This window comes from Paenibacillus terrisolis (genome assembly GCF_056171975.1).
In genome coordinates this window covers 137,433-150,256 of sequence record NZ_JBKFGG010000012.1, presented here as the reverse complement: position 1 = coordinate 150,256, position 12,824 = coordinate 137,433, and the positions used below count along the sequence as shown (strand labels likewise).

The window sequence follows — 12,824 nt, the reverse complement described above, 5'->3', positions numbered from 1 at the left end:
TACTTTGGATCCTTCTAACGTCCGCTTACCATCCGACCGTAACAATTAATGCCGTAGGATTGCCATGCTCCAGATAAGCGGCATAGTTGTTCACGTCATCATAGCAAAAACCGTAAGACAAGCCGTCAATACTGTGATCATGCCAGAATTTCGCGTAATAGTTGCTTGGCGTCGTTTGATAGAAATAGCTGGAATCCGCCCAATGGGCAGGATCCTCGTATACCCCACGGTTCAATGCGGCGCACAGGTCAGGGTCGGACGCTCCGCCAATCCCGAGAAGGATATCCTGAGTAGTCGGCTTCGGCGAGGGCTCGCGCCATACCCGATCGATATAGCTGTCAAAGTAATTCCCGTAAGGACCGCCCGCTTTGAATCCGCCTTTGGCCGGCGCCAAAATGCGATAAGGGGCTTGAACCAGCGTCTTGAATTCATCCGGAACCTCGCTCAGATAAGCGGCAAACAGGGCGTCGCGGGTTTCCGTCTCGCCGACGGTCCGGTCATAGCCGTCCGAGGTAATCAACCGATGCGTGATGGGGAATCCAAAAGCGTCGACCCGGGTGGTATTTCCGTGGTATCCCCCGGCATCCAGCGTGAATTCGATAAAGTCCCAATACACATCGTTGTTGGGGTCCGTCGGGTTATTCACATCGGGTCCTGCGTACCCGTCGTTGAACAATTTAATGTAAAGCGGCGAGCCGACGCTAAGGTACATTCTGCCCGAACTGATGGCAGGCATGGACACAAGCGGCGTATCGCTCAATTTATGATAAATATTGGCGTAATTTTGCCCGTTTTTGCTCAGATGTCCCGGTGCGTCGTTAAGAGTCGTCGAGGTGGGTATCAAATTGCCGTTCGCATCAAGGTAGCTCATTTGATTGTTGGAATTCAGCCCCAGTACGGCCCAGTAAATCTGGTCATCCGCGAAATTGCCCCGGGTTCCGTTTTGAATTTGAAAATCCATCACCCCTCCTCCGGCGGAAATTCGGTAAGTAGCGGAAGCCAAATCCGAATCGGCCATGCCGGATGTCACGGCAATCGCTTTCACCGTGGTAGTGGAAGCGACCCGAATCGGCCCGGTGTAAGTTGGCGAAGATGCCGTAGGCGCCGATCCGTCCGTAGTGAATTTAATAATGGCTCCCGCCGTAGCGGAAGCCAAAGTTACGTTTTGCGCCACCGGATAAGTACCCCCGGCGGGAGCAAACGTCGGCGATGCAACCTGCGGAACGGGCGCTCCCGGCGTGAACGCGATCCAGTTGATGTTGAAGCCGCCGCCGGCCGCGTATAACGTCAGGGTTTGCTCGCCCGCGGGCAGATCAACCGCTGCGGTCACGGTTTTCCAGGTTTGCCAACCGCCGGTATTCGGAACCGCAGAGGCGGCCAAAATGGCCGCCCCGCTTTTCAACTGAATAAGTCCCGTATCGTTCGGGCTGGATACCCGGTATTGAACGGTATAAGTTCCTGCCGAAGCCACGTTCACGTTGTAGCTCAAAGCGTCGGCGGTGTCGATCCATCCGACGTTGAGACCGCCTTCCGAGCTGGCTTCCGTGTCTATGGAACCGGATACGGCGTCATAATCCTCCGCTTCGATTTGGCCGGGAATGTCTTTCCCGCCATTCGGCTGCTGCGGCGGGTTGGACGACGTCGTATTGGAGAAACGGAACTTCTCATTCGCGCCGATGGTTGTCGCGCTCGCTTTCAGCGGGTCGGTGCCGTTCGCGGATACGTACTTTCCGTTGGCGTCGCTTCTCAACGAGACGGTTCCGTCGGCGTTAACGATTCTCTGGAAGGTCTCGGAAGGGCCTATCGTAGACTGATTCGCCGTAAGCGATCCGTTTCCGCCCGCCCCGGCGCTGACATATTTGTAATTCATCAGTGCGATCAGCGCGATTTTACCGTTTCCGGCGTCGACTTGCTCGAATTTCTCCCATGTGCTGGCCGCCGGACGGTTAGGCGTGAGCAGGCTGTTGTTGTAGTTGTCGGCGCAAACATATTGTCCGTTTGGCCCCAAAATGGTCGTAAGGTTCCGCGTAGGCGCCGGCGGATAAACCCCGCCTTCACGTTGATACACCCGTACATAATCAACGGTATATTTCTGCGGGAATACCGTTGAAGCGTCCGGAGCGCCCGGCCATTCTCCGCCCACCGCCAGATTCAGAAGAAGGAAGAAGTTATGATCGAATACCCAGTCTTTTCCGGACAGATCGTCAATGGTGCGGGTTTGGAACAATTGTCCGTCAAAATACCAGCGGATCACATTCGGCTCCCACTCGATGCCATACGTGTGGAAGTCGTTGGTGAACCCGGCCGGGTAAGTGTAAGAGGTGCCTAACCCGTTCCCCCCGCTGTAATCGGGCCCATGAATTGTCCCGTAAACATTGGTAGGGGTTTTCCCGACGAATTCCATAATGTCGATCTCGCCGCAGAACGGCCATCCCGGTCCGACGATATCATCGCCAAGCATCCAGAAAGCCGGCCAAATTCCTTGTCCTTGCGGAAGTTTGGCTCTCATTTCGACTTTGCCGTACGTAAAGCTGTATTTGTCTTGAGTTTTGATGCGCCCGGATGTATAGTTACGGTTTTGGTAATTTTCTTTGAGGGCTTTCAGTACCAGAAAACGGTTGTTCGGATCGGACGGATCCTGTTCCAGATACACATTGTCTCTGCGGTCGGTATAATACTCCAGCTCGTTATTGCCGAAGCCGCCTCCGCCCGTTTCGTAAGTCCACTTGTTCGGGTCCACACCGGAGCCGGCCGCGCCGTTAAACTCGTCGTTCCATACGAGGTTCCAGCTTCCCGGCTGCTGCGGCGTGTTATTAATGACATAAGCCGCCGTAGCTACGGCAGAATCGACCAGCCCCGCTTTAATAGCGATGGCTTTGATCGTCGTCGTGACCGCCACGTTGATTGGTCCGGTATAGGTTGCCGAAGCAGCGGTTGGCGTGGTGCCATTCGTCGTGTATTTGATGGCTGCCCCTGTCGTCGCGCTGGACAGCGTTACGTTCTGCGCCGAAGTGTAAGTTCCCGGACTCGGTGTAAACACCGGAGCCGCAACCTGCTCCGCGGACCCTGAAGACGTCAAGCTGAACCAGTTCAGGTTCCAGCCGTTCGTTACCGCGTACACGCGCAACGTTTGGCTCCCTGCCGTCAAATTGACGGAGGTCTCAACCGTCTGCCAATTTTGCCATCCTCCCGTGTTAGGGACGGTTACCGTAGCCAGTACGGTTGTTCCCTTCAGCAGCTGCAGCTTTGTATCGGCGTAAGGGCTGGACACCCTGAACTCCGCTTTGTAAGCACCTGCCGTTTGAACATTGACGATGTAGTCCATCCAATCTCCGGCATCAACATAAGAAATATTTTGCCCGCTTTCCGTGCTGTTCTCCAATTGGATGCCAAACATGGCGGAATAGTTTTCCGCTTCAATTCTCCCCGGATCGCCGGGCGCAGCCGAAGCTGGAGCGGAAGAAGTAAACATCAAGCCGAAAATGAGCGAAAATACAAGCAATAACGCATACACTCTCTTGGTACTCATAAAATTACACTCCTTTCTTGCCTCCAAAATGCAAGCCGTCAGGCTTGGTTGAACGCTTAGCGGAATGTGCGGGCCTCCCTCAAACCTTTTACCCCAAAACTATGAAATCGTTTTCAAATTCTTGAAGTCAAATCGCAATCAAATACACCACCTCCCTTCATGATCAAAGCGGCATTGATTTTAATTCGGACATTCCTTTGTATGATTTTTCACGAATGGTTGCATTAGAAGAATAGAAATCGATTTCATTTATACCTAAACTTGTAAATTAAAGACCATCCAGTTACTATATAACCAATATTTACTATATTGTAACATTCTAAGGAAAGAAAATACAGAAGAATTTTCTATTTTTTCCCATGTAAAAACGGTTCTGCATCCCCTTAACAACGTTTCTGCCGCGTCCTTTTATTTGAAGGACTTGCCAAAATGTGCCTTAACAAGTATTCTGGACGTGCAGTTTATTTCAAAGGAGGATTGAATCGATGTCTACAGAGCAAGCCAATGCTTCACAATCGGGTGTTTATGCCATTGGTGGCGATCTGCCCGTTCACCGTTTAGGATACGGAGCCATGCAGCTGACTGGTTCCGGCGTCTGGGGAGATCCCCGCGATCCGGAAGAGGCTGTGCGCGTGCTGCGCCGCGCGGTGGAACTGGGCGTCAACTTCATCGATACGGCGGATTCCTACGGACCTTTTGTTGCTGATTACCTGATCCGCAAGGCACTGTATCCTTATCCCCAAGACCTGGTCATCGCAACCAAAGCCGGTCTGACCCGGAGCGGCCCTAACGATTGGCGCCCCGTCGGACGGCCTGAATACTTGCGGCAGCAGCTCGAACTGAGCCTGCGCCATTTCGGCCTGGAACGGATCGATCTCTTCCAGCTTCACCGGATCGACCCTAAAGTTCCGCTGGCGGAACAAATCGGCGAGCTTTCCTTGCTCCAGCAGGAAGGTAAAATCCGTCACATCGGGCTCAGCGAGGTTTCCGTAGAACAATTGCAGGAAGCGGAAGGCATCGCCAAAATCGCCTCCGTACAGAACCTGTACAATCTCATCGACCGGAAATCCGAGGCTGTGCTTCAATATGCCGAAGAACATGATATCGCCTTTATTCCGTGGTTCCCACTCGCTACCGGCGAACTCGCCAAACAAGGCGGCCCGCTGGACGAGCTGGCTATGAAGCATAATGCTGCGCCCTCTCAACTGGCGCTTGCCTGGCTGTTGAAACGTTCGCCGGTCATGCTGCCAATTCCGGGCACCTCCTCCGTGGCCCATTTGGAAGATAACATCGCAGCTGCCGCGATCTCGCTTAGCGATGAGGACTTCACCGCCTTGTCGAATGTCGCCTCGAAATAAGATGAAAAATCAAAAGACGAGTTTACGCGCGATATACGCCGTAAACTCGTCTTTTTTTTCATCTTTCATCCGGCAAAATACTCCTTCAGCCCGTCCACAATTGCTTGAGCCGCTTCAGCTTCCCCCTTGCCGCTAAGCAGTATGTTTTCTTCTCCGTCATTGGTTAAATAGCCTACTTCGGTAAGTACGGCCGGTATATTGCTGTACTTCAAGACTTTATAGTCTTCCTTGCGCACGCCCCGGTCGGGAAACCCCAGGCTGTTTACGAGCTTCCTCTGGATATCCTGCGCCAGCAGACTGCTGTTGTCGGTCTCCGAATAAAAGTAAGTTTCGGTCCCGCCAACCGTAGCGTCCTCATAGGTATTGCCATGGATCGCCACAAAAGCGTCGGCGTTTAAATCATTGGCGATTCCCGCCCGGTCTTCCAGTTCTACGAAGCTATCATCTTCCCGCGTTAAATGGGGTTCGAACATCGACTCTTTCTCCAGCAATCGATAGACCTCCTTGGCAAGAGACAAGGTGAAGTCCTTTTCCGCGTTCCCGCTTGCTCCGTTCGCTCCGGGATCTTTGCCGCCATGTCCCGGGTCTATGACAATTCGGTAGACTTTTCCCGACTTGACAGACCTAAATGTGGAATCTTCCCTTCCGGAAGCAAGCAGCGGCTGCTTATGCCCAGAGCCGGAACTATCAAAATCAAATGATAGAACGCCGCCAAAAGACAGCAAAAACAAGACCAATACAAACGTTGTGCCGAAATAAAGAGATTTCATTTTCAATCGTCTTTGCATTTGGGGTTTCTCCTTTTCCATGATCATTAGTAGCGGACCCGGTTCCCGTCCAACACGGGCTCCGTGCTTTCAAGAATAACTTCTTGCTGATCAAACAATCCTGAGCGTATTGCCGTCCTATGCTCGTCCGAATCCGAGATCTCGACGGGAGTGCGGACAACGTAAAAAGCATTGCCGAGCGGCCCTTCCCTGGATTCGATCGTGTATACGTAATCGCCGGAGCCATCGTGGTGAACGGCGCTGCTCGGAATCAGCAGTTCTTCGGCGTTATCCGGCTTAGCGGATAGATTGACCTCTATTTTGTCTTCGTCGTTCAGCCCGGCGCCTTGAACCAAAGCGGTGAGCTTTGTCCCCGAGACCTCGGTTCCCCCGGTGTCAGCCGGATCGTCCTGAGGAGAGAGGCCGCTAGATTCCAGGCCGGTAACTTGAGCTTCTACCGTTTGATTCTTCTCGGGCAGCAGAACGTCCAGCTTATCCCCGGTATGCAAGGATTCGGCAACATCGCTTGGAATTTGCATCTCGAACCGGTAACCCTTAGCCGTGTTGGAAATTTGAATGTCGGACTGGCCTGAGGACGGAACCCCCGCCTCGGCCGGAACTTCGATAATCACTCCGTCAAAAGGGGCCCTCAGGTGACGATTGATGTCCATCTGCTGCTCCAGCATCTGGATATGCTGCTCTTGCGTGCCAATATCGATTACGCCGGCGTCGATCGCGTTTTTCGCGTTGAACCTGGCGGTTTCGTCTCCATTTTGAACCGCTTGCTTGTAACTGTACTCTTGAAGGCTTTGCGCCAGCTTGAGCTTCTTCAAAACGCTTTGCGCGTCGATTAGCCCAAGCCTCGCCTGACTGTCGTCGTACTCCACGAGAACTTGGCCTTTTCTAACCTGATCGCCCTTCTTCACGAGCACTTTCGTTATCTCCCAGCCTCCCGGATTGTTCAAATCCTTTTCTTCTCCATACTGTAAAGCGGAAAACCCTTGAAAAGAATGATCCAGCGCTCCGCGGGTCGGAGTTGCCGTCAAGACCTTGGGCAGCGTTAACGCCTGCAGGGTATTGCCCAGCATGGTAAACATGATCAGCAGTCCAATAAACAGTCCCGCCAGCCAGCGAATCAGCCTCTTTTTTCCTGTTTTAGCGGCTTCGGTTATATTTGCTTCCAATGTAATCACTCCAGATTATCCTTTAATGCCCGAAAGCTGAACCCCTTCGACAAAATACGACTCGGCATACAGAAACAACAGTACCATCGGAGCCATATAAAGCGTGGAGGCGGCGAACCCGACTCCGCGCGCGTTCTTGTCAATCTGCGCCAAATACAAGGACAGCGGCTGCTTGAAGGCGTCCTGGAGAAAGATGAGCGGCTGCTCGATCATGTTCCAGTAATCCACGAACAACAGCACCGTCAAGGCGGCGAGTCCGGGTTTAACGAGGGGCAGCACGATGCGGCCGAATATCCTCCAATGTCCCGCTCCGTCGATCTTGGCCGCTTCCGTATAGGCTTCGGGAATATGGACCATAAACTGGCGAAGCATGAATACCCCAAACGCGCCGAATATCCCCGGCAAAATAATCGCCGCTTCCTTATTCATCAAGCCAAGCTTGTCCACCACCAAATAGTTCGGGACCAGCGTCACCTGAAACGGCATCAGCATCGTCATTAAATAAATCAGAAACAGCTTGTCCCTTCCGCGGAAACGAAGCTTCGCAAACGCATACGCCGCAAGCGCGGAGACAAGCGTCTGTCCGGCAACGATCGGAACCACCATTCCCGCAGAGTTCCAAAACATCCGCAAAAATTTGGAATTCACGATCAAAATTTGACGGTATTGCCCAAAACTCAGCCAATCGGGAACGATTTTTAGATTTATGAAACGGTTTGTGCCTCCCGCCGCCGCATCCGTCATCTGTCCGATGAGGTTATAATTGAATCCGATTTCCCGCTCCGTCATAAGCGAATTCGTCAAGGTCAAGATGAGCGGAATCGCCATCGCTGCGGCAAATACGCCGACCGCCGCCGTTAGGGCAAGTTTCGAAAGCCAACGTGACCGCGGAATCTTCATGATGTGAGCCTTCCTCTTCACTCCATGACCTCCCGAAACCGCCGCTCCACGGACAGAAGAACCGCAACCAGAGCGACAATGCAGACGACCATGAGCGTAGCCGCGGCCGTCAGCTTCTGAATATCCAACGAGACGAACATGTTGTTCATGTAATGCTGCAGCATGTAAATTCGGTCATAAGGATAATCGCCTGCCAACAGGTACGTCTCGCGAAAAACCTTAAACGAGTTGATGATCGAAATCAGGATAACGAAGAACATGGCGGGCGTCAGATATACCAGCGTAATGTGAAACAATTGCCGGACGGGACCGGCCCCTTCAATTCGGGCCGTTTCGTAATAATCCCGTGGAATGGACTGCAGCGCGGCCAAAAATAAAATCATATCGTAGCCGATGTTTTTCCAGAGATACATCACCGCGATCACGGTCATCGACCAGCCTGACTGCAGCCAATCGATCCGCCCGAAGTGAAAGTGGCTCAGCCAAACGTTCAAGGTCCCGTTCCAGTCGAAAAATATTTGCCAAACCGTCACCACCGAGGCGACGGGTACGACGAGCGGCAAAATGAACGCGGTCTGCAGCCCGTTTCTGAAAAACAACCGTTGATTGAGCAACAGCGCAAGCGTCAGCGATACCATAATTAGGATCGGAACACTGATTCCCGTGAACAGCAGCGTATTGAATGCCGCTTTTCGGAAAGAGCCGCTCTCCAGCAGCTCCCTGTAGTTTTCAAACCCGACGAATTTTCCGCCGATGGCATGGTCCGTAAACGATTGATAAATGCCTACAACAAACGGAATCAGATAAAAAAAAGAAAAGCCGATCGCGCTTGGCGCCAAAAACAGTAACGCAAACGCTCCGTCTCCTCGCGGCCGGACGGTCAAACGGAGCCTATTCATTGAGTAAGGTCGTGATTTTGTTCTGAATCAGCTTCGCGACCTCCTCCCCCGACTTTTGCCCGCTGAAGAAAGCTTTCGACTCTCCGCGGATGATTTCGTCCACCTTCGTGGATTTGGTGTTTCTGGGAACCGGATGGTTCGCCTTGATCAGGTACTTTTTCAGCCCGTCCAGTTCTTCATCGTTGACCTTAACCGGTGCGCCATGATGCGGCCCTTCTTTTTCGGTCGGCACCGATCCGTCCTTTTTCAATTGAACGACTTCCTGGTCATACAATTTCTTATTGATCGGAAATCCGGCGTGAATCGGCGAAGCCGGAATTTGGTCGGACATCATGAACTTGATGAAATCCCAGGCCTCTTCCTTCACTTTCGAATTCGCGCTGATGCCGACACCGCGGTATACCTGAAAATAACCTCCAACGCCCATTTCCTGTGCATGCGGCTTGACGAAAAGCTTCATATCGGTTCCACGGCCCTCGCCGGTAAGCGTTTTGAAATAATCGCCGGGGGAATTAATTTGAACCGGGAAGAACAGGGGAGCGCTCTTTGTTCCAATAATGCCGTCGTCCGCCATCGTTTTGACCTGTTCCATCAGACCCTTGAAGGATGCGGTGTTAAAATGCGCCTTGCCTTTGGCCTGATCCATAAACAGTGAGGCGTTGTCGGACACCAGCCAATTCAGCATATCTTCCGGCTCCGCGTAAATGACATTCGGATAAACGTCGCTGATCAGCTTCTTGGAAATAGAGGCAAAATCGTTCCAGGACCACGTTTGGTCGTCAATCACCACGCCCGACTTCGCGATAGCCTCCTTATTCGCCGAAAGACCGACCAGAAAAAATGACAGCGGCATTTTGTAAAGCCCGTCACCGGTTTTGGCGTTATCCAGAATGTTGGAAAAGTAATCGCTTCTGTTGAAAGAAGAATCCTGCTTCATCATCGTATCGAGATTGACAAGCAGTCCGTGCCGAACATAATCATCGACCGGTAAGTCGTCAAGCTGGATGATGTCGGGCCCTTTTCCGGCCAGCATCGCGGTGCTTACGCCAGTTTGATATTTCTCCATTTCGGCTTCCAGATGCGCGTCGTCGGTCTGGACATCCTCCAGCTTAATCGTGATATCGGGATGCAGTGCTTCATATTTCTGTTTTGCTTCCTGAAAACGCTCGTCCGGGAAAAACATTTGGAACACAATCGTCTTCTTGCCCCCTTTGCCGGGCTCGCCGCCGCTTCCTGACGCGTCTTCTCCCGTCTTCGTCAGGCCCGAGTCCGCCGTGCTTGTCCCGGACGCCCCGGCTTGCGGCCCGCCGCCGCTTCCTCCGCTGCAAGCCGCTAGTGTAAATAACATGAGACAGCTCGCCAAAGCGAGCGATATTTTTTTCTTCATCCTGCTGATCTCCCTTCACCCGATATCCATAAGAAAATCGGCATCTTTAATGTAAAGGAGAGATGTGATCAAGGTTTGGCCGAGATGTAAACAAAATGTCTCCAAAACAAAAACACCCTGCGAAAAACGGCTGCAAAAATGAGCCGCCGTTTCCGCAAGGTGCTGCAAATCCATGAATCTAGTTAAATTCGATAATAAAAGGCATGTAGTCACTGCTTACCGGCCCCGGCTTTATTTCGGCCGCTTTCGTCTCCTGTTGCTGGCCCGGCATAAGCGCATAGGATTTTTGCCCTTGTATCAGCAGCTCGCCGTTGTCCGGACTCCATGCCATCAGCCAGGGAATGACACCTTGATAGACGGATTTCTCATTCAAGATGTTATTTCCCTGCAATTTTCCTGCATAAATCGTATCTTTATTTTTCGTATAAGCGATATACTTACGGTCGGGAGACAGCTCGAAATTCTCCGTGCGATCCAGCAAAACGGCAACCGCATCGTTTCGGGGATCATACGTGTACAGCGCCCCGTCCCGGCCGACAAATGCCGCCTGATCGTTGTTGATCCAAGCCACCGGACTGCCGCTTGATAGTTCATGTTTGTATAAGGCGCTAAACTTATCGCCTGTCCACGTTCCAATGGTTAATTCGGGCCGGTCCGAATCATTGTTAACGATCAAAGCGGTTTTTCCGTCATCCGAAAATTTAACGGTCGCGTTAAAGCCTCTACTGCCATCTTCCGGCATAGCATAGTGCTGCAGTTCTCCGCTGACCGTATCGTATAAAGTTACGGTATTGGTTTTCAATTCATAGTCTGTCGATAAAAAAGAGAGGTACCGGCTGTTGTCGGACCACATGAACCATTTGGAAAGCAAACCTCTCGAGGTCAGCTTTTCGACGACTTTATCCGCTTCGCTCGCAAGTGAAACGAGATTGAGCGAAAAAGCTTTGTCCTCTCCCATCGAATAGGTTATGGCATAACGTCCATCCGGGGATAATCCCAGGATAGCCGCCTTGCTGTCAATCTGCAACAGCTTCTTCGCGGTTTCGTAAGGCGAAACGATACTCACCAAGCTTTGCTCCGAGGTTCTTGAATCCTGAAAAGCTCCCACCAGCTCGCCTGGCCCGAGCCAGCCCAAAATGCCGCCGTTTCCCAGCATCGTCTCCGGAAGCCGGAATATCGTTTTAACCTCAAACGGCCCACTGGTTTGATTTTGCTGGCGATCTTCCTCCGTGTCGGGAATAATAACCGTTTTGGAACGCTGATCTCTCATGCATCCTGACAACAGGAAGCATACCAGAATAACCGAAGCCAATATAAACGTGATTTTTTTGCTCATGGCCGCTCCCTCTCCGTGTTCATGAAAGGAATTTCCACAATGACGCTGGTTTTTTCATCTTCACTGGTCATGCGGATGGTTCCTCGGTGATTGTCCGCAATCGATTTTGCGATCGTCAGTCCAAGTCCAATGCTGCCCGCTTCCTTCGGCGTTTGATCGGCTGAATAAAACGGCTCGAATATGCTGGCCAAATGCCCTGGAGCAATCGTTTTCCCGCGATTGACGATCGTAAAACGCACGACTTGGGAGTACCGTTTGGCCGTGGCTGAAATCTCCGAAGAGGAATCGCTGTATTTGACCGCGTTGTCCAGCAGGTTAATCAGGAGCTGTCTTAAGCGGTCTTCCTGTCCGAACACAAACAATCCGGTTTCCGCATCGCAGCGGATGGTTTTATGATACCGCTTCGCTTTAAAGGACATCGCCTCGCAGACGTCTCTTAGGATTTGGCCGGTTTCCACGGCTTCAAATTCCTCCTGAAGCGACGTATCCCGCGACATTTCGAGAAGTCTCAGCACCATGCCGTGCAGCCGCTGACTCTCATTCACAATATGATTCATACCCTTCTCAAAAAAGACCGGATCGCTTTCTCCATGCTCTTTGATCATTTCCGCATAGCCCAATATGGAGGTCAGCGGAGTTTTCAGCTCATGCGTGACGTTATCGAAAAACTTCTTGCGCTGCACGTTTAACTCCCCAAGCCGGTCGCGGTCCCGCTCGATTCTGGCAATTTGATCTTCGATTTGACGGATCATGTCATTGAAGTTGGCGGAGAGCTTCCCGATTTCATCGCGTCGTTTGCGGTGAGGGATTCGGACCTTCAAGTTGCCGCTCATGACCTCCGTCGATGCCCGGCTCAAGCGTACCAGCGGAATCGTAATGTTCCGGGACAACAAGTAAGAGAATAGGAATGCCGCTGCGAAAATCGCCAGCGCCAAATAAAAAATCAGATTCAGGATGCTTCCGCTCTGCTGATAAAGCAGGGAAAAATCTTTGGAAAACCGGAGTATCCCGACCTTGTTGCCGTCGATCACCACCGGATAGGAATAAAAGACGGAAGCCGCGCCTTTCCCGTAGGAAATCGTGTACGCCGTTTTACCGCTGACCGCTTCTTTCAAATCGTCGCCGGACTCTCCGGCAAACTCCTCTTTGGAAGAGGCGTACAGCAGGGTACCGTCCACCTTGTAGGCGCCGACTTCGCTGGATGTGGCATGATTCAGGTCGCCTATCATTTCTTCGGCCATCTGTCCGAAATAAATATCATCATTGGTAAAGTGGTTAATCAGGAATGCCTGACGTACATAAACGTTGCTGTTTTTTTTCAGTCCAACCAGATCGTCGGTAATGATTTTCTGGTTGCTGGTTTGTATGACATGCGAAACGGTCTGATTCAGGAGCAGAAAAGACAGGCTGAAAATAAGGAAAAAACCGACGATGAATTTGCTGCTGATGGTCCTGAACATGGCT

9 protein-coding genes are annotated in these 12,824 nt (G+C 51.9%); 1 reads left to right on the top strand and 8 read right to left on the bottom strand.

Features of this window, described 5'->3' with window-relative positions; genetic code table 11:
* Positions 1-25: 25 nt before the first annotated feature.
* A complete protein-coding gene (locus ACI48K_RS12865) occupies positions 26-3,529 on the bottom strand; it encodes a beta-1,3-glucanase family protein (protein WP_475027991.1) in 3,504 nt (1,167 codons plus the stop codon).
* Between the two features lie 485 nt (positions 3,530-4,014).
* On the opposite strand from ACI48K_RS12865, the gene ACI48K_RS12860 reads away from it, so the two are divergent.
* The gene (locus tag ACI48K_RS12860) at positions 4,015-4,887 is read left to right on the top strand and encodes an aldo/keto reductase (protein WP_475027990.1); all 873 of its coding nucleotides are present in this window, start codon (positions 4,015-4,017) and stop codon (positions 4,885-4,887) included.
* 65 nt (positions 4,888-4,952) lie between these two features.
* Here ACI48K_RS12860 and ACI48K_RS12855 read toward each other — a convergent pair whose 3' ends face one another.
* From ACI48K_RS12855 to ACI48K_RS12825, 7 genes are all read right to left on the bottom strand, one after another.
* Entirely contained in the window at positions 4,953-5,675 is a 723-nt protein-coding gene (locus ACI48K_RS12855) for an N-acetylmuramoyl-L-alanine amidase family protein (protein ID WP_475027989.1), read from the bottom strand.
* A 26-nt stretch (positions 5,676-5,701) separates the two neighbouring features.
* Positions 5,702-6,838: an efflux RND transporter periplasmic adaptor subunit gene (locus tag ACI48K_RS12850; protein ID WP_475027988.1), complete on the bottom strand. Its 1,137-nt coding sequence runs from the start codon at positions 6,836-6,838 to the stop codon at positions 5,702-5,704.
* A 15-nt stretch (positions 6,839-6,853) separates the two neighbouring features.
* A complete protein-coding gene (locus tag ACI48K_RS12845) occupies positions 6,854-7,738 on the bottom strand; it encodes a carbohydrate ABC transporter permease (RefSeq protein ID WP_475028106.1) in 885 nt (294 codons plus the stop codon).
* A 17-nt stretch (positions 7,739-7,755) separates the two neighbouring features.
* A complete protein-coding gene (locus ACI48K_RS12840; protein ID WP_475027987.1) occupies positions 7,756-8,637 on the bottom strand; it encodes a carbohydrate ABC transporter permease in 882 nt (293 codons plus the stop codon).
* Positions 8,630-10,024, bottom strand: a complete 1,395-nt coding sequence (locus ACI48K_RS12835) for an ABC transporter substrate-binding protein (protein ID WP_475027986.1) — start codon at positions 10,022-10,024, stop codon at positions 8,630-8,632. Before ACI48K_RS12835 ends, ACI48K_RS12840 begins: the two co-directional genes overlap by 8 nt.
* A gap of 178 nt (positions 10,025-10,202) precedes the next feature.
* Positions 10,203-11,360: a WD40 repeat domain-containing protein gene (locus ACI48K_RS12830; protein ID WP_475027985.1), complete on the bottom strand. Its 1,158-nt coding sequence runs from the start codon at positions 11,358-11,360 to the stop codon at positions 10,203-10,205.
* Positions 11,357-12,820, bottom strand: a complete 1,464-nt coding sequence (locus tag ACI48K_RS12825; RefSeq protein WP_475027984.1) for a sensor histidine kinase — start codon at positions 12,818-12,820, stop codon at positions 11,357-11,359. The genes ACI48K_RS12830 and ACI48K_RS12825 overlap by 4 nt, the downstream gene beginning before the upstream one ends.
* Between the last annotated feature and the right edge of the window lie 4 nt (positions 12,821-12,824).

What these genes read in the sequence shown, in the direction of transcription:
- ACI48K_RS12825 (WP_475027984.1), bottom strand. Translation starts at nt 12,820, where the DNA reads ATGTTCAGGACCATCAGCAGCAAATTCATCGTCGGTTTTTTCCTTATT.
- ACI48K_RS12855 (WP_475027989.1), bottom strand. Translation starts at nt 5,675, where the DNA reads ATGCAAAGACGATTGAAAATGAAATCTCTTTATTTCGGCACAACGTTT.
- ACI48K_RS12845 (WP_475028106.1), bottom strand. Translation starts at nt 7,738, where the DNA reads ATGAAGATTCCGCGGTCACGTTGGCTTTCGAAACTTGCCCTAACGGCG.
- ACI48K_RS12840 (WP_475027987.1), bottom strand. Translation starts at nt 8,637, where the DNA reads ATGAATAGGCTCCGTTTGACCGTCCGGCCGCGAGGAGACGGAGCGTTT.
- ACI48K_RS12835 (WP_475027986.1), bottom strand. Translation starts at nt 10,024, where the DNA reads ATGAAGAAAAAAATATCGCTCGCTTTGGCGAGCTGTCTCATGTTATTT.
- ACI48K_RS12860 (WP_475027990.1), top strand. Translation starts at nt 4,015, where the DNA reads ATGTCTACAGAGCAAGCCAATGCTTCACAATCGGGTGTTTATGCCATT.
- ACI48K_RS12830 (WP_475027985.1), bottom strand. Translation starts at nt 11,360, where the DNA reads ATGAGCAAAAAAATCACGTTTATATTGGCTTCGGTTATTCTGGTATGC.
- ACI48K_RS12865 (WP_475027991.1), bottom strand. Translation starts at nt 3,529, where the DNA reads ATGAGTACCAAGAGAGTGTATGCGTTATTGCTTGTATTTTCGCTCATT.